The sequence below is a fragment of the Leifsonia sp. ZF2019 genome (assembly GCF_019924635.1).
GTDB lineage: Bacteria > Actinomycetota > Actinomycetes > Actinomycetales > Microbacteriaceae > Leifsonia.
The window spans coordinates 3694773-3711104 of sequence record NZ_CP065037.1 but is presented as its reverse complement, the minus strand read 5'-3'; the positions used below and the strand labels follow the sequence as shown (position 1 = coordinate 3711104).

Below are 16332 nucleotides of genomic sequence, written 5' to 3'. Positions count from 1 at the left end.
GCGCGACGCTGAGAAGGTGAATCAGACACCCGCCATCCGCCTCGACGGGCTGCGCAAGTCCTTCGGCCCGCTCACCGCCGTCGACGGCGTCGACCTCACCATCCGCCCCGGCGAGGTGGTCGCGCTGCTGGGCCCGAACGGGGCAGGCAAGTCGACGACCATCGACCTCGCCCTCGGCCTCGCACGGCCCAGCTCAGGAACCGCGGAGCTGTTCGGTGCCGAGCCGATCCGCGCGATCCGCGACGGACGCGTCGGCGCCATGCTGCAGGGTGGCGCGCTGTTGCCGACCCTGACCGTGAGGGAGTGCGTCGCGCTCGTCGCCTCCGCCCATCGGCAGCCCCTGAGCGTCGCCGAGGCCCTCGAGCGCGCCCGCTGCACCGAGATCGCCACGCAGCGGGTCTCCAAGCTGTCCGGCGGTCAGATGCAGCGCGCCCGGTTCGCCGTCGCCGTCGTCTCCGACCCGGACCTGCTGTTCCTCGACGAGCCCACCGCCGCCATGGACGTGGAGGCGCGACGCACGTTCTGGCAGTCGATGCGGGAGTTCACCGAGGAGGGCCGCACCGTCGTCTTCGCCACGCACTACCTCGACGAGGCGGATACCTACGCCGATCGCATCGTCATGCTGGCCCGCGGCCGGGTCGTCGCCGACGGCACGCCCGCCGAGGTGAAGGCGGTGGTGTCGGGTCGCCGCATCCGGGCGAATGTGGACTTCCCCTGGAGCCCCACGGTCGAGACCGCACTCGCCGGATTGCCCGGAGTGCGCAGTGTCGAGCACCGCGCGGGGACCGTCGCGCTCGTCAGCGACGACTCCGACGCCACCCTCCGTGCGCTCCTCGCGGCGCACGACGACATCCACGACATCGAAGTGACCGCGCACACGATGGACGAGGCCTTCCTCGCCCTGACCGAGGCGCACGAGACGGACGGAGCGACGCGATGAGCATCGCCTACCTGGGGCGCGAGTCGCTCCGCCAGCTGAAGAACATGCGGTCGATGGTGTTCACTCTCGCCGTCCCGCTCGTCATGCTGATCGCCTTCGGCGGCACCTTCGGGGGCCGCGGCCAGGTGGACACGGTCACGCACCTCCCCTGGATCGTGGTCACCACCATCCAGGTCGCGGCCTACGGCGGCATGATGGCGGCGCTCTCGCAGGCGTTCGGGATCGTCACCGAGCGGTCGATCGGCTGGAACCGCCAGCTGCGGGTCACCCCGCTCTCCGGCACCGGCTACCTCGTGTCGAAGCTGGTCGCCGCCCTCGCCCTCGCGCTGGTCAGCATCGTGGTCATCATCGGTGTCTCGCTGGCGCTCTACCACCCGGTGCTCTCGGCGGGCAGCTGGATGCTCGCGGCACTCGGGATCTGGTGCGGCGTCATCCCGTTCGCCCTGCTCGGCATCCTGATCGGACAGTTCGCGAAGCCCGAGTTCGCCCAGCCGCTCTTCATGGCGGTGTTCATGGGGATGGCCGTGCTCGGTGGCCTGTGGATCCCGCTCCAGATCTTCCCCGCCTGGGTCGCGAATGTCGCGCAAGCGGTTCCCTCCTACTGGCTCAACCGCGTCGGGCAGCTCGGCGCCCTGCAGAGCGGCGACGCCCTGACCCCGGCGCTCGTGCTCACCGCGTGGACCGTCGCTCTCGGGGCGCTGATCGTCTGGCGCTACCGCCGCGACGCAGCACGCGGCTGACCGGCCGCTGATTAGGGTAGGGACGTGTTCAGCAACGAGCTCGACGCGCGGCGGCCGGTCGGCCTCGGCGCCCGGTTGGCGCACGCGGCGGCGCTGCGCTGGTACCCCGGGGCCGTGATCGGCCTGGTGTACCAGGTGTCGGTCCTGTTCGGACTCTGGGGTTCCGACGGCTCGACCGCGTCGAAGGTCGTGGCCACTCTGCTCCTCGCGCTCGTCTACGCGGGCTTCCTCGCCCTCCCGCCGCTGCTGTGGTGGGAGGGCGAGCGCACGCGGTTCGTCGCGATCGCGGCGTACTTCGCGCTGACCCTGCTGCTCGTCCCGTTCCTCGGCATCATCACCTGCTGGACCTGGGTCTTCGTCGCGTGCGTCATCGGTATGGTCGTCGCGCGCCCCGTCCTGTCGACCGCTCTGATCGTGGGGCTCGGGCTCCTGCAGCTGGTGGTCTTCCTGATCGCGGGCGGGTTCGACGATTACTGGTACATCGCCCTCATCACGGTGTCGATCGGCGTCATGATGAGCGCCTTCGCCCGCCAGATCAACGCGCTGCGCCGGCTGCGGGCCGCCCAGGGCGAGATCGCGCGGCTGGCGGTGGTCGAGGAGCGCTCGCGCTTCTCCCGTGACATGCACGACGTGCTCGGCCACTCGCTCACGGTCGTGACCGTGAAGTCGGAGCTCGCGCGCCGACTCGTCCCGGTGGACCCGGCGCGGGCGGAGGCGGAGCTCGCGGACATCGAGCGCCTCGCCCGCTCGGCCCTCGCCGACCTGCGCGCCGCCGTCGCCGGCTACCGAGAGATGAGCATCTCCACCGAGCTCGCCGCCGTGCAGGCGAGCCTCGCCGCCGCGGACATCACCGCGCACCTGCCACGCAACGGCGAGGAGGTGGCGCCCGACCTGCGCGAGCTCTTCGGCTGGGTGCTGCGGGAAGGGATCACCAACGTCATCCGGCACTCCGGCTCCCGCAACTGCTGGGTCACCGTCGGGCCGGAGACGCTCGCCATCGAGGACGACGGGCAAGGCCCCGCGCCCGTCGGGTCGGCGCCGGCGGCCGCCGCCGTCCGCGGATCCGGCCTCGCCGGTCTGTCCGAGCGGGCGCGCGACGCGGGCGCTGTGCTGGAGATCTCCGAGGGCACCCGCGGGGGCACCCTGCTGACCGTCCGGAGGACCGCATGACCATCCGCCTCTTGCTCGCCGACGACCAGGCGCTCGTGCGGGGCGCGCTCGCCGCGCTGCTCGACCTCGAAGCCGACCTGCAGGTGGTCGCGCAGGTCGGCCGCGGCGACGAGGTCGTCGAGGCTGCGCTCGCATCCGCGGCCGACGTCGCCCTGCTCGACGTCGAGATGCCCGGTCTCGATGGCATCCAGGTCGCCGCAGCGCTCCGCGTGACGGTGCCGGAGTGCCGGTCGCTCATCGTCACGACCTTCGGGCGTCCCGGCTATCTGCGGCGGGCGATGGAGGCCGGCGCGTCCGGCTTCATCGTCAAGGACACGCCGTCGGGTCAGCTCGCCGACGCGGTGCGCCGAGTCGCGTCCGGCCTGCGCGTGGTCGACCCGACGCTCGCTGCCGAGTCGCTCGCTTCCGGAGTCTCTCCGCTGACCGTACGGGAGGCGGAGGTGCTGGCGCTCGCGGGCGACGGAGCGACGATCGCCGACATCGCCGGACGGCTCCACCTCAGCGAGGGAACGGTGCGCAATCACCTGTCGAGCGCGATCGGCAAGACCGCCGCGCGCAATCGTTCGGACGCGGTGCTCATCGCCACCCGCCAGGGGTGGCTGTAAGCGCCGAGCCCCGGCCCGCCGCGACGTCGGTGGAAAGCTCTGTCCAGCGTGGTCATTCTGGTGCACCGAGTTGGGATACCAACGTGGTGTACCATTCTGGTATCCCAATTCTGTTGGGGGTCGATGCCTGACCCGACGAGCTCTGTCATCGCCCGCCACCGCCCGCGTCCCGCGCGACCTCGAGTAGGAGGACCACGAATGACAGCCATGACGTTGATCGACAAAGTCTGGAACGAGCACGTCCTCCACCAGGCGGAGGGCGACCTGCTCTATGTCGACATGCATCTCATCCACGAAGTGACCTCACCGCAGCCGTTCGAGGGGCTCCGGCAGGCCGGGCGACGGGTTCGCCGCCCCGACCTCACGGTGGGCACGGCCGACCACGACGTTCCCACCAGCGGCCTCGATCTGCCCCTGGCGGACGCGCTCGCCGCCGAGCAACTGCGGCTCCAGCGTGAGAACTGTGCCGAGTTCGGCGTGGAACTGCACCCGATGGGATCGGCGGGGCAGGGAATCGTGCACGTGATCGGTCCCGAGATGGGTCTGACCCAACCGGGCATGACGATCGTGTGCGGGGACAGCCACACGGCGACCCACGGAGCCTTCGGAGCCATCGCCTTCGGCATCGGCACGAGCCAGGTCGAACACGTGCTCGCAACCCAGACGGTCCGCGTCGACCGGCCGAAGACGATGTCGGTGACGTTGGTGGGCGCACCCCACGCGGACGCCACCGCCAAGGACCTGGCCCTGGCGATCATCGCCCGGATCGGCCACGGCGGGGCGACCGGTCATCTGATCGAGTTCCGGGGCGACCCCGTGACCGCGCTGACCATGGAGGGGAGGATGACACTCTGCAACATGGCCATCGAGGCCGGCGCGCGCTCCGGCCTGGTCGCACCCGACGAGACCACGTTCGCGTATCTGAAGGGCCGCGACCGGTCCCCGCGCGGAGAGCTGTGGGAGCAGGCGGTCGCCTACTGGCGCTCCGTGCGGACGGATGACGGAGCGGCATTCGACCGAGAGGTCGTCGTCGACGTGACCGGCGTCGGTCCGATGGTCAGCTGGGGCACCAACCCGGGACAGTCCGTCTCCGTCGGTGGCGCGATCCCCTCCGAGTTCCCCGACGCGCAGCAGCGCGCCGCCGCGGAAGCGGCGCTGGCCTACATGGGCCTGCGACCGGGGCAGGCGATCGCCGACATCCCGATCCACACCGTCTTCATCGGCTCCTGTACCAACGGCAGGATCGACGACCTGAGATCGGCGGCCCGAATCGTCGACGGGCGCTCGATCGCCGAGAGCATCCGTGCGATCGTCGTCCCCGGTTCCGCGCAGACCAAACGGATGGCCGAAGAGGAAGGTCTCGACCGGATCTTCCTCGACGCCGGCTTCGAATGGAGATCCCCGGGCTGCTCGATGTGTGTCGGGATGAACGGCGACACCGTTCCGACCGGGATGCACTCCGCCTCGACCTCCAACCGCAACTTCGAATCACGGCAGGGACCCGGCGCCCGCACCCATCTCGTCTCACCCGAGACCGCGGCCGCCACGGCCATCGCCGGGCATCTCACCACGCCGAGCACCCTGTCACCCATCGGAACGCACTAGGAGCCGCGACGATGCACCCCGTCACCACCGTCACCGGGACAGCCGTCGTGCTGCGCCGTGAGAACATCGACACCGACCAGATCATCCCTGCACCGTGGATGAAACGGATCCACCGCGACGGCTATGGACCAGGGCTCTTCCAGAACTGGCGAAAGGATCCCGACTTCCCCCTCAACGACCCCGCCCGCGCCGGCGCCAGCGTCCTCGTCGCCGGGCCCAACTTCGGCTGCGGTTCCTCGCGTCAACACGCCGTCTGGGCGCTCCGCGATGGTGGTTTCCGAGCGGTGATCAGTTCACGCATCGCCGACATCCACCGCACGAACCTTCCGCAAGAAGGGCTCGTCCCCGTCGAAGTCGAGCCCGACGTCCTCGATCGCATCATGGATGCGGTGGAGGCCGACGTGGCAGCGCCCGTGCGCATCGATGTGGTCGCGCGAACCGTGACCTGCGAATCAGCCGGCATCAGAGACGCTCCCTTCCGCCTCGATGACGCACCGCACCACAACCTCGTGAACGGACTGGACCCGATCGCCGTCACGCTCACGCTCGACGACATCATCCGCCGTCATGAGAACCGCAGGCACCCCTGGCTCCCCGCCGGACGCCCAGAACGATCACCGCGACAAGGAGACCATCGATGACCTGGGAACGCACCCGCCCACCGCACCCCTACGACTTCATGCCGAGGCGACCGGAGTTCACGGTCACCACCACCGCAGGGCGCGACGGCGACCCCATGCCGCTCCCCCAGAAGGCCGCGGGGATCGGCGGTGCCGACTCCAGCCCGGCTCTGACCTGGCGTGGCGCCCCGCCGGAAACGCAGTCCTTCGCCATCAGCTGCTTCGACATCGACGCGCCGACCCCGTCCGGGGTCTGGCACTGGATCGTGACCGACATCCCTGCAGAGACGGATGCGCTGTCCGAGAATGCCGCCGCCCTCCCCGACCTCGGCGTGGGAGCTCACACGCTGCGGAACGACCTCGGCAACGAGACCTACGACGGCGCTGCGCCCCCGGAGGGGGACCACCCTCACCGCTACCTCTTCACCGTCCACGCTCTCGCCGTGCCACGACTCGAGATCCCTCCGAGCGCTTCGGCCGCGGTCGCGACGTTCATCATCGGCGCGAACACGATCGCACGGGCACACACCACGCTCGTCGCATAGCTCACGCCGGGGGCGCGCCACTCGGCGGCGCGGGCGTCCTCACGCGCCCGCTCGCTGTGTCGCCGTGTCGCCCGCGTGCTCGACCCGGGGAGTTCGCGAAGCTGCGGCGTCCGCCGCGCCATCGGCAGGTGATCCGGGCGTGCGCCCGCGGGTGGAGCCGCTGTTGCCCGGTCGTTGCCGGCCCGCAGCAGGCGTGGCCGTCATGCACGGCAGCGCAGAGGATCGATCAAGCGCGCTTCGGCGTCTCGGTCTCTTCGTCCTCGTATTCGTCGCCGGCGTCTTCCGGCTCGTAGTCGGCCCACGCGGCGTACTGGTCGTCCTCGTGGTGTGAATGTCCGGTCAGCTCGCGCTCGAGAGCGTCGTAGTTGACAGTCGGGCTGAACGACTTCAACTCACGTGCGATCTTGGTGTGCTTTGCCTTCTGACGGCCGCGCCCCATGCGTGACCCCCTTTTGGTCCCAGCCCGGGGGCTGGGCTCCCGGGGATCCGAACAGAAACAATAAAAACTAGCATCGAGTTTAGCATGCGGGACCTCCGGGACCCGGAGTATGCGCACAGCGCGACATGATGGGATGGCAGTGTGACCACGACCAGGACCGAGACCCAGGTGGTCATCATCGGTGCCGGCCAGGCGGGCCTTGCAGTGGCCTACTATCTCCGCCGTTTCGAGCTGGTTCCCGGCGAGGATTTCGTGATCTTCGACCGCGGCCCCCACACCGGCGGAGCGTGGCAGCACCGCTGGGACGCGCTCAAGCTCGGCAGCGCCCATCACGTCAACGACCTTCCCGGTATGGCCGAGATCGGGCTCAGTTTCGAGACCGCCGACCGCTCCCTGCCTGCGAAGGACATCGTCGCCGGCTACTACCGCCGCTATGAGGAGCATTTCGGCCTGCAGGTGCAGCGGCCGGTCGCGGTCGCGAGCGTCTTCGATCGCGGTGCCGACCTGGTCGTCGCGCATTCCGCGGGGGAGACGGCGACCCGGGTCGTGGTGAACGCCTCCGGAACCTGGGGCGCGCCGTTCGTCCCGTGGTACCCCGGGATGAACACATTCTCAGGACGGCATGTGCATACGTCCGGCTATGTGTCGGCCGACGAGTTCGCCGGCCAATCGGTCGTCGTCGTCGGCGGAGGCACCAGCGCCATCGGCTTCCTCCTCGAGCTGGAGGGCGTCGCGGCCGACCTGGCCTGGGCGACCCGACGTCCGGTCGACTTCCGGGACGAGTCGGAGCTCACCATCGAGGGAGGGGTGGCCGCCGTGCAGCAGCAGGATGCCGCCGCACGGGCCGGCGCGGCCCTCCCGAGCATCGTCAGCGGCACCGGGGTGCCGCGCACGCGCCGCATCGCCGCCGGCATCGACCGCGGCCTGCTGGTGGAGCGGCCGATGTTCAGCGCCATCGAGACCGACGGTGTCCGCTGGCCGGACGGCACGTTCACCAGAGCCGATGCGATCATCTGGGCAACGGGCTTCCGTCCGGAGCTGCGGCATCTTGCGCCGCTCAAGCTCCGCGAGAAGGCGGGGGGCCTCACGGTCGCCTCAGGCGCTTCGTGGCAGGACAGCCGCATATTCCTCGCCGGCTATGGCCCGCAGGCGAGCACGATCGGCGCCAACCGCGCCGGCCGCGTGATCGCCCGCCAGATCATGGCCCAGCTCTAGCAAAGCCCGCCGAAGTTCACGTCGTTGCGCCCATTCGCGCGAAATGGCGACAACGACGTGAACCTCGCCGTCCGTGCAGTGCCTAGGCGACCTCGATGTCGCGCGGCTCGCCGGCGAACCGGAGGCCGTGGACGCGCGTGTTCGCTGCGGCGGAGCCGGGCGTGACATCGAGGCGGCCTGCAGGAGCGTCCGCGGTCAACCCGAGACGTGCCGTCAGGACCGCGACGGCAGCGGCCGCCGACCACGCCTGCGGTCGGCACGCGGCCGGGTAGGGGATGGGCGCTGCCGTCTCGGCGCTGCTGTCGCCGGAGTGCAGCTCGGGCATGCGGTAGCCGAAGCCGTCCGCTGCGGCGAGCAGGCCGTCCGAGAGCTGCTCGGCCTCGGCGGCGAAGCCCTCGCGGGCGAGGCCTGTGATGGCGATCGCGGTGTCGTGCGCCCAGACGCTTCCGCCGTGGTAGCTGAGCGGCCAGTACCCGCCGGCGGCGCTCGACATGGTGCGCAGGCCGTAGCCGGACGACAGCTCGGGGGAGGCGAGGCGGCGGGCGATCAGCTCGGCCTGTCCGTCCTGCAGGATGCCCGTGCCGAGCAGGTGCCCGATGTTGCTGGTCACGGTGTCGACCCTGCGTTTGGCGGCGTCGAGCGCGATCGCGGGGTAGGCGCCCGCCGGGTCGTCGATCCAGAAGGAGGCGGCGAAGCGATCCTTCAGATCGGCGGCCCACGTGCGCCACTCATCGGCGCCGGTGCGCCCGAAGGCCTCGAGGAGCTCGGCGCCGCCGATGGCGGCCTCGTAGGCGTAGCCCTGCACCTCGCAGAGTGCGATCGGACCGTCGGCGAGGGTGCCGTCGTTCCACTGGATCGAGTCGCCCGAGTCCTTCCAGCCCTGGTTCGCGAGCCCGTGACCGGTCGTGTCCCGGTACTCCAGGAAGCCGTCGCCGTCGCTGTCGCCGTGGTCGCGCATCCAGACCAGGGCGGCCTCGAGCGCCGGGAGCAACTCCTCGACCTCGGCGGCGGGCATGCCCCAGCGCCAGGCGTCGTGCAGGAGGGCAATCCAGAGGGCGGTGGCGTCGACGGTGCCGTAATAGAGCGGGGGGAGCACGACGCCCTCGCCCGGGATGGTCAGGGCGGAGGGACGCAGCTCGTGCATGATCTTGCCGGGCTGCTCAGCGGTTTCCCCGACGGTATCCGTGCCCTGCAGAGCGGCGAGGACGCGCAGCGTCGAGGCCGCGATGTCGGTCCCGAGGGGCAGCAGCATCCGGGCGGCCCAGATCGAGTCGCGGCCGAACAGGGTGAAGAACCACGGGGCACCTGCGGCGAGGAAGACATCGTCGGGGCGCGCGGTGGTGGTCATCCGCAGCGATTGGAGGTCGGCGAGGGCGCGCTCGAGCCAGGAGGCGAGTCGCGAGTCGCCGGTCGAGATCGTGAACGCTTCCCGCTGGGCCGACGGACCTGCCCCGGCGACCACAGCGGTCGGGTCGTCGACGGAGATCTCCCACGAGAGGGTCGCGGCGGAGGCACCGGCGAGCTCCACGTCCCAGTCGAGCGTCGCGGCGGCTCCGTCCATGGCGATGCGTGCGCCCTCAGCACGGAGCACGGCCGTGACCGGACCGGAGGTGTACGTCAGGGTGGATCCGTCGACGGCGGCCTCGACCGGGTGCTCCGCCCCGGTCATCCCGGCCTTGACGACCTGCATCGGCGTGAAGTCGCCGCGGACGGAGATCGAGACGGTCGTCGAGATCGGCTGCTTCAGCGCGTTGCGGACGACGATGGTCTCGCGGAGCACGCCCGCGCGCACCTCGCGGGTGCGCTCGACCCGCACACGCGGGTCGGCAGTGGTGTCGTCCAGCCCGCGCGCGAGCGCGGTGAACACGGCGGTCGCCGCATCCGTCCCGGCCGTGGCGAGGTGTTCGAGAGCGGACCCCGCGACGGTGAGGCCGACGCGGTCGAGCACGCGCAGGTCGGAGTGGAAGAACCCGTGGATGCCGACACCGTCGATGTCGCCGTCGGCGGTCGACCAGGCCTGGCTGGGCGCGGTCAGGACCACGACGCTGTCGTGCAGCAGGGGTTGGAGCGGATGGGTCATCGCGTTTGTCGCGCCTCCTCGATAGGGGGTGTGAGTGTGGTTCGGTCGGAGGGGTCGGTGGGGGCCGAGCTGTGCCCGATGACCCGCGGAGTCACGCGCGTCTCGGTCACCTCGCCCGCGGAGGCGGTCAGGCGCCAGGCCGCGGCGCCGTGGCGTTCGGACACGACATCGACGACGTCGGTGCCGCGGTAGACGAGGCCGACACCCTCCTCGAGGGCGTGACCGTCGCCGAGGGTGCCGGCGGCGATCGCCGCGAGGTGGGCGGGCCGGCGCTGCGGGTCGGAGTCCCAGTGGACGCCCAGCGAGCCGGGCAGCAGGCGGAGACCGTCGGGCACCGCGCTGATGCCCGGGCCGAAGGAGGCGGTGGTGCCGCCCTCGTGCCAGCAGAGTGCCCCTGCGGATCCGCCGGCGAGTACGACGCCCGCCTGCCAGGCCTCGGCGAGCAGACGGTCGAGGCCGTGCGCGCGCCAGACGGCGAGCAGGTTGACCAGGCTCCCCCCGCTCACCCAGACGACGTCCTGGCGCAGCAGGTGCGCGCGCAGGTCGGGGATGTTCGGGTGCGGGAAGAACCGCACATGGCTGGCGTCGACTCCCGCGAGACGGGCGGCCTCGAGCTCGGCGCCCTCGACGTGGCGCTGGTCGCCGCCGGCGGTGTTGATGTGCGTGACCCGGGGCGCTCGTCCTTTCACCCGGGCGAGCTCGATCGCGTGCAGCAGCAGTGGCCCGTACACGGAGTCGGACCAGTCGCCGCCGTTCAGGCCGCCGCAGGTGGCGACGATCGTGGGGGCGTCGGCGGTCACTCCTTCACCGCTCCCTCGCTCGAGTTCATGATGCGGCGCTGGAAGATGAAGAACATCACGGCGACGGGGATCGTCATGAGGGCCGCGGCGGCGAGCTTGAGCGGGAACTGGTTGCCCTGGCTCAGCTGGCCGCTGGCGAGACCTGCCACACCCTTGGTCAGGGTGGTGAGGGCGGGATCCTGTGTGGAGACGATGAAGTGCGCCAGCTCGTTCCACGATCCCTGGAACGACAGGATGACGATGGTCACCAGCGCGGGGCGCGCCATCGGCAGCACGATCGACCAGAACACGCGGAAGGTGCCGGCGCCGTCGATGCGGGCCTGCTCCTCCAAGCTGGCGGGGATCGACTCGAAGAAGTTCTTCATGATGAAGACACCGGCGGCGTCGGTCAGCAGGGGCAGGATCATGCCGGCGTAGGAGTCGTAGATGCCCAGCTGGTTGATCACCAGGAACTTGGGGATGAGCAGCACGACCATGGGCACCGACATCACGGCGACCAGCCCGGCGAAGATGACGCCGCGGCCGCGGAAGTGCAGGCGGGCCAGCGCGTACCCGGCGAGCGAGTTGAAGAACACGCGCCCGAGCGTCACGAAGACCGTCACGATCACCGAGTTCGCGAACCAGGTCGGGAAGTCGGAGTTGAGGAAGAGCTTCGTGTAGGCGGCCGTCGTCCACACCTGCGGGATGAGCGAGACCGGGTGCGCGGTGGCGTCGGCGTCGGTCTTGAACGAGGTGGCCACCTGGATCAGGAACGGCAGGATGTAGACGACCGCGAGGACGATCAGGATGGCGTAGCTGACGGACGTGGCGGCGATCGTGCCGGTGGAGTGCCGGCGCGGCGGCCGTGCCGGGCGCGCGGAAGCAGGGGAGGCCGAGGCGGCCTCGGCTCCCGAGGGGGCGGTGGGGGCGGTCGCGCTCATCGCTTCGACTCCTTCTCGGCCGGGGCGGTCGCACCGGCCGGCACGGAGCCGCTCGCGGCGACGGCGGGCGCGTACAGGCGCATGCGGCGCTTCGACACCGAGCGCTCGCGCAGCACCCAGCGCTGGAAGATGGTGAACAGCACGATGATGACGAACAGGATGAACGCGATCGCCGCGCCCTGACCCCAGTTCTGGTCGACGAACGAGGTCTTGTACGACTGGTAGGCGGGCGTGAGTGTCGTCTTGCCCGGGGCTCCCTTGGTGCCCGTGTAGATCGCGTCGAAGACCTGCCAGCAGCCGATGAGGCCGAGCGTGAGAACAGTGAACAGGGTGGGGCGCAGCTGCGGCAGCGTGATGCGCCAGAAGCGCTGCCAGCCGTTGGCGCCGTCCATCATGGCGGCCTCGGTGACGTCGCCGCCGAGGTTCTGGAGGGCCGCGATGAAGAGCAGCATGAAGGTGCCGCTCGTGGTGAACACGGCCATCACGATGTACGCGCTCATGGCGACGGAGGGACCGCCGAGCCAATCCCACCAGGAGACGCCGAGGAGCGTGTTCTGGGTGAGTGCGGCCGGCCCCTGCTTCACGCCGAAGACGCCGAGCAGGTTGTGGACGATGCCGTCGGGGTCGTTGAACCAGTTGGGGCCGTTGATCCCGATCCACGACAGCATCTGATTGACGGCGCCCGTGGTGCTGAAGAGGAAGAGCCAGAGCACGGTGATCGCGACCGAGCTGGTGACCGACGGGAAGTAGAAGGCGGTGCGGAAGAATCCGCGGCCGCGCAGGACGGCGCGGTTGACGAGAACCGCGAGGCCGAGGGCGACCGCGGTCTGGATCGGGACGACGAGCACGACGTACCAGGCGTTGTTCTTGAGGGAGATGCCGAAGTCCTGTTCGGCCAGGCCGCCACCCGCGAGGATCGACGTGTAGTTCTTCAGTCCGACGAAGTTGACATCGCTGGAGAAGGGGCTGCCGCGCCCGCCCCAGTCCGAGAAGCTCACCCACAGCGCCATGAGCACCGGGACGACCAGGAACACGCCGAGCAGGATGATGACCGGGGCGGTGAACAACCACCCCGAGGCGGCCTCGCCGCGCCGGATTCCGGAACGGCGAGACCGACTCGTGGTTTGCGACATGGGAGTGATCGCTCCTACTTCAGCAGTGCTTCGAGGTTCTTCTGGGTCGCGTCCAGGATGGCCTTCGGGTCACCCGTGGCCAGCGACTCCAGCTTGCTGTTGAGGTCGGTGACGACATCGGCCGAGCCCTTCGCGGTCGGCACGCCCTTGGCGTAGTCGGCGGCGGAGAGGAACGGAACGAGCTCGGGGTTGGCCGACTTCCAGTCGTCGGCGGCCGACTTGATGGACGGCATCGGGCCGAACGCCTTCGAGAAGGCGAGCTGGTCGTCCTTGCTGGTCAGCTTCTCGACGAGCTTGAGCGCGGCAGCCTGGTTGGGGCTGTCGGCGGCGATGCCCCAGCAGTTGGTGAACTGCAGAGTGCCCTGGCCGGCAGGGCCCGCGGGCAGCTCGGCCACCTGGTACTTGATGCCGGGGTAGTCGGCGGTCATCGCACCGGTGATCCAGTTGCCCTCGATGGTCATGGCCGCGAGGCCCTTGCCGAAGGCCTCGCCGCCCCAGCCCGCGCCGAGGTCCTTGGCGTACTTGAGCTCGCCGCCGTCGAGCAGCGTCTTGACGTAGTCGAGCGCCTTCACGTTCGCGTCGCTGTTCGCGGTCGCCTTGGTGGAGTCGTCGTTCATGAGGTTGCCGCCGGCCTGGACCATGAAGGACCCGATGCGGGCGTACTCGCCGGAGATGCCGAGGCCGACGTGGTCGGCGGTGGTCAGCTTCTTGCTCACGGACTCGAGCTGGTCCCACGTCTTCGGGATGTCGGCGTCGGTCAGGCCGGCCGCCTTCCACATGTCCGTGTTGATGATCAGCTGGAGGGTCGAGAAGTCCTTCGGCGCGCAGTAGAACTTGCCGTCGTAGGTGAAGGACTTGACCAGGCTCGGATAGAAGTCGTCCTTGTTGCTCAGCTGGTCGCCGTAGGCGAGCAGCGAGCCGTTGGACGCGTAGCCGGCCAGGGCGTCTGTCGAGAGGTAGAAGACGTCCGCCGGCTTCTTCGCCGCGAAGCCCTGCGAGAGCTGCTGGTTGAGGTCGGTCGCCGCCACGACGGACGCCTTGGTCCCGGAGCTCTTCGACCAGTCGGAGACCGCGGACTTGACCGCGGTCGTCTCCGCGTCGCCGGACGAGCCGATCATGACGGTGAGCGCCTTGTCGGACGACGTGAGCTTGCCCGAGTCGCTGCTGCTGCTGCCGCTGAAGCCGGACCCGCAGGCCGTCAGCGCCAAGGCGGTCGCGACGGCGACGGCGCCGCTCGCGATCCACCGGTTGGTGTTCTTGCGCATGTGTTTTCTCTCCTTGGTGTGAGCGTGCCAGCCAGGCGGGCACGCAGAGGGTGGGGTCGGGAAAGTGTGGAGGGGTCAGGTCGGCGACGGGGCTGTGGAGCACGCCGTGCCGGAGGGGGCGGCGCCGCCGACAGTAGCCCAGCGGACCCGCGAAGAATCCGGCGGCATGGATGCGGTCAGCGTGTGTGCCAGGGGAGGGACGCTGCGCCTCGGTGCGGGCATCCGACCTCCTCTGGTCCGTGGTGCAATCGTCCTTGAACGATCAAATCTTGTCGTGCTACCGTCCATTTGAACGATCAAATTGGAGTGTTGTCACCATAACCATGGGCCTCCTGACCTGTCAAGCGGGCGGACGGTAGGGTCTAGGACAGCCAGCACCGAGCCGAGAGGAGGCCGCCATGGGGTCCCAGCCCACCGTCAGCGATGTCGCCGATGCGGCAGGCGTCTCCCGTCAGACGGTCTCGAACGTGCTCAACGCGCCCGAGGTCGTCCGCCCGGCGACCAGGGAGCGCGTGCAGGACGCGATCGTGCGCCTCGGCTACCGCCCGCACGCCTCCGCCCGCCGCCTGCGCACCCAGAAGAGCTCGACGATCGGGATCCGCCTCGATCCGATCACGCAGGACGGCATCTCGGGCAGCATCCTCGATCGCTTCCTGCATGCGCTCACCGAGCAGGCGGACCGCAAGGGCCTGCGCGTCCTGCTGTTCACGGCCGACAGCCCCGACGACGAGATCCGCCAGTTCCGCCGCCTCTCCGACGCGGCGGACGTCGACGGCTTCGTGCTCACCTCCACCTTCCACGGCGATCCGCGCACCGAATGGCTGATCGAGCACGGCCAGCCCTTCGTCACGTTCGGGCGCCCGTGGGGCATCGACGACATGACCGATCCGGAGCACCTCTGGGTCGACGTCGACGGACGCTCCGGCCTCCGGGATGCGACGGCGCACCTCCTCCAGCACGGCGCGCGCCGCGTCGGCTTCCTCGGTTGGCCGGACGGCTCGGGCACCGGTGACGACCGTCGGGCCGGGTGGCTCGAGGCGATGCGCGACGCAGGCACCGTACCGGAGGCGGACCTCCCCGCTCTCCAGGCGATCGCGGAGGACGGCGTGACCTTCGGCGCGGAAGCCATGCGACGGCTGGAGGTCGCAGCGGGCGCCGAAGGCGTCGACGCGGTCGTCTGCACCTCCGACTCCCTCGCCCTCGGGGCGCTGACGGTGGTCGGCACCCGTGTCCCCGTCGTCGGGTACGACAACACCCCCGTCGCCGCATCGCTCGGCTACTCCAGCGTCGAGCAGCCGCTCGAGGAGGTCGCCGGCGGCGTGCTCGAACTGCTGACGGGTGTGCACGGCGGCCGCGTCACCGCCGGCAGCGATCTCTCGGATCCCCGCCACCGGCTCGTGGCCCCGCGCCTCGTGGTCCGCGACGGCCCCGCTCTCATCGCTCCGCGCTGAGCAGCACCGCACCGCGCTCGTCCACCCCCCGAAACACCGGTGTAACGCGCGGTGGAGACAATGGAGGCATGTCTCCACAAGAGTCGCTGCGGGACGCGCCACAAGCGCACCGCCTCCCGATCACCGTGTCCATCACCCGTCGCGTGGACGGCAACCGCCTGCCCGAGGTCACCCGGTGGGTGCAGTCGGGCGTGAACCTGGCCAACACCTACGACGGCTTCCTCGGTTCGGGATGGGTGCGCGCGCACGCCGACTCCGACGAGTGGCACATGCTCTACCGTTTCGCCGATGCGGAGACGCTCGAGGCGTGGGAGGCCTCCGATGACCGCACGTCCTGGCTCTACGACGGCCGTGAGCTGGTCGAGGTCTCGCGCGTCGAGCGCCGCACCGGGATCGAGGGATGGTTCGACGCGCCCCAGCCGGGTGTGCCCGCGGCGCCTCCCCGCTGGAAGCAGGCCGTGACGATCTGGCTCGGCTTCTTCCCGCTGTCGCTCCTCTTCACCTGGCTGACCGTCACGTTCGTCCCGGGCTGGCATTCGCTGTGGCCCCTCGCGACCGTGCTGATCAGCACGCTGTGTCTCACTCCGACGATGACCTACCTCCTCCTGCCGTTCGTCACCCGGCTGCTGCAGCCCTGGCTGCGACGTGAGCCGCGCGCCTAGGCCGCCCGGCGTCCTCCGCGGGCCCAGCGGTCAGCGGGGTCGCATTCCGCCGTTTTCCCTCCGACATTCCGGCCATGTGCGAACCCTGGAAGGCGCAAGCGCCGCCGGCGGCGCGACCCTGAGCGCACCCTGATCCGACCCT

The 16332-nt window shown here is 70.1% G+C and carries 16 protein-coding genes; 10 read left to right on the top strand and 6 right to left on the bottom strand.

Going from position 1 to position 16332, the window contains the following annotated elements; translation table 11 throughout:
* Positions 1-16 precede the first annotated feature (16 nt).
* From IT072_RS18170 to IT072_RS18140, 7 genes are all read left to right on the top strand, one after another.
* The gene (locus IT072_RS18170; protein WP_223358237.1) at positions 17-940 is read left to right on the top strand and encodes an ABC transporter ATP-binding protein; all 924 of its coding nucleotides are present in this window, start codon (positions 17-19) and stop codon (positions 938-940) included.
* A complete protein-coding gene (locus IT072_RS18165) occupies positions 937-1680 on the top strand; it encodes an ABC transporter permease (protein WP_223358236.1) in 744 nt (247 codons plus the stop codon). Before IT072_RS18170 ends, IT072_RS18165 begins: the two co-directional genes overlap by 4 nt.
* Before the next feature lie 24 nt (positions 1681-1704).
* The gene (locus IT072_RS18160) at positions 1705-2850 is read left to right on the top strand and encodes a sensor histidine kinase (protein ID WP_223358235.1); all 1146 of its coding nucleotides are present in this window, start codon (positions 1705-1707) and stop codon (positions 2848-2850) included.
* Complete coding sequence (locus IT072_RS18155; RefSeq protein ID WP_223358234.1) at positions 2847-3455, top strand: response regulator transcription factor; 609 nt, start codon at positions 2847-2849, stop codon at positions 3453-3455. The genes IT072_RS18160 and IT072_RS18155 overlap by 4 nt, the downstream gene beginning before the upstream one ends.
* Positions 3456-3653: 198 nt before the next feature.
* On the top strand, positions 3654-5060 hold the full coding sequence (gene leuC, locus IT072_RS18150) for a 3-isopropylmalate dehydratase large subunit (protein ID WP_223358233.1): 1407 nt from the start codon (positions 3654-3656) through the stop codon (positions 5058-5060).
* Between the two features lie 11 nt (positions 5061-5071).
* A complete protein-coding gene (leuD, locus tag IT072_RS18145; RefSeq protein ID WP_223358232.1) occupies positions 5072-5701 on the top strand; it encodes a 3-isopropylmalate dehydratase small subunit in 630 nt (209 codons plus the stop codon).
* Positions 5698-6225, top strand: coding sequence for a YbhB/YbcL family Raf kinase inhibitor-like protein (locus IT072_RS18140; protein ID WP_223358231.1), 528 nt, complete (start codon positions 5698-5700; stop codon positions 6223-6225). Before leuD ends, IT072_RS18140 begins: the two co-directional genes overlap by 4 nt.
* Before the next feature lie 226 nt (positions 6226-6451).
* Here the strand turns inward: IT072_RS18140 and IT072_RS18135 are convergent, their stop codons facing one another.
* Entirely contained in the window at positions 6452-6664 is a 213-nt protein-coding gene (locus tag IT072_RS18135) for a DUF3073 domain-containing protein (RefSeq protein ID WP_223358230.1), read from the bottom strand.
* A gap of 141 nt (positions 6665-6805) precedes the next feature.
* On the opposite strand from IT072_RS18135, the gene IT072_RS18130 reads away from it, so the two are divergent.
* Positions 6806-7879, top strand: coding sequence for an NAD(P)-binding domain-containing protein (locus IT072_RS18130; RefSeq protein ID WP_223358229.1), 1074 nt, complete (start codon positions 6806-6808; stop codon positions 7877-7879).
* A gap of 82 nt (positions 7880-7961) precedes the next feature.
* On the opposite strand, the gene IT072_RS18125 is transcribed toward IT072_RS18130, so the two are convergent.
* From IT072_RS18125 to IT072_RS18105, 5 genes are read right to left on the bottom strand one after another with little or no spacing between them, the layout of a single operon-like run.
* Positions 7962-9959, bottom strand: a complete 1998-nt coding sequence (locus IT072_RS18125) for a glycogen debranching N-terminal domain-containing protein (RefSeq protein WP_223358228.1) — start codon at positions 9957-9959, stop codon at positions 7962-7964.
* Entirely contained in the window at positions 9956-10759 is an 804-nt protein-coding gene (locus IT072_RS18120; RefSeq protein ID WP_223358227.1) for a peptidase E, read from the bottom strand. The genes IT072_RS18125 and IT072_RS18120 overlap by 4 nt, the downstream gene beginning before the upstream one ends.
* Entirely contained in the window at positions 10756-11679 is a 924-nt protein-coding gene (locus IT072_RS18115; protein ID WP_223358226.1) for a carbohydrate ABC transporter permease, read from the bottom strand. The genes IT072_RS18120 and IT072_RS18115 overlap by 4 nt, the downstream gene beginning before the upstream one ends.
* Entirely contained in the window at positions 11676-12812 is a 1137-nt protein-coding gene (locus IT072_RS18110; RefSeq protein WP_223358225.1) for a carbohydrate ABC transporter permease, read from the bottom strand. The genes IT072_RS18115 and IT072_RS18110 overlap by 4 nt, the downstream gene beginning before the upstream one ends.
* Positions 12813-12826: 14 nt before the next feature.
* Positions 12827-14077, bottom strand: coding sequence for a sugar ABC transporter substrate-binding protein (locus IT072_RS18105; protein ID WP_223358224.1), 1251 nt, complete (start codon positions 14075-14077; stop codon positions 12827-12829).
* A 398-nt stretch (positions 14078-14475) separates the two neighbouring features.
* On the opposite strand from IT072_RS18105, the gene IT072_RS18100 reads away from it, so the two are divergent.
* Positions 14476-15528 (top strand): LacI family DNA-binding transcriptional regulator, encoded by a 1053-nt coding sequence (locus tag IT072_RS18100; RefSeq protein WP_223358223.1) that lies wholly within the window; start codon positions 14476-14478, stop codon positions 15526-15528.
* Between the two features lie 68 nt (positions 15529-15596).
* Positions 15597-16190, top strand: coding sequence for an antibiotic biosynthesis monooxygenase (locus IT072_RS18095; protein ID WP_223358222.1), 594 nt, complete (start codon positions 15597-15599; stop codon positions 16188-16190).
* Positions 16191-16332: the final 142 nt, after the last annotated feature.

Coding starts and splice junctions, on each gene's coding strand:
- IT072_RS18165 (WP_223358236.1), top strand. CDS start 937: ATGAGCATCGCCTACCTGGGGCGCGAGTCGCTCCGCCAGCTGAAGAAC.
- IT072_RS18155 (WP_223358234.1), top strand. CDS start 2,847: ATGACCATCCGCCTCTTGCTCGCCGACGACCAGGCGCTCGTGCGGGGC.
- leuC (WP_223358233.1), top strand. CDS start 3,654: ATGACAGCCATGACGTTGATCGACAAAGTCTGGAACGAGCACGTCCTC.
- leuD (WP_223358232.1), top strand. CDS start 5,072: ATGCACCCCGTCACCACCGTCACCGGGACAGCCGTCGTGCTGCGCCGT.
- IT072_RS18140 (WP_223358231.1), top strand. CDS start 5,698: ATGACCTGGGAACGCACCCGCCCACCGCACCCCTACGACTTCATGCCG.
- IT072_RS18135 (WP_223358230.1), bottom strand. CDS start 6,664: ATGGGGCGCGGCCGTCAGAAGGCAAAGCACACCAAGATCGCACGTGAG.
- IT072_RS18125 (WP_223358228.1), bottom strand. CDS start 9,959: ATGACCCATCCGCTCCAACCCCTGCTGCACGACAGCGTCGTGGTCCTG.
- IT072_RS18115 (WP_223358226.1), bottom strand. CDS start 11,679: ATGAGCGCGACCGCCCCCACCGCCCCCTCGGGAGCCGAGGCCGCCTCG.
- IT072_RS18110 (WP_223358225.1), bottom strand. CDS start 12,812: ATGTCGCAAACCACGAGTCGGTCTCGCCGTTCCGGAATCCGGCGCGGC.
- IT072_RS18105 (WP_223358224.1), bottom strand. CDS start 14,077: ATGCGCAAGAACACCAACCGGTGGATCGCGAGCGGCGCCGTCGCCGTC.
- IT072_RS18100 (WP_223358223.1), top strand. CDS start 14,476: ATGGGGTCCCAGCCCACCGTCAGCGATGTCGCCGATGCGGCAGGCGTC.
- IT072_RS18095 (WP_223358222.1), top strand. CDS start 15,597: ATGTCTCCACAAGAGTCGCTGCGGGACGCGCCACAAGCGCACCGCCTC.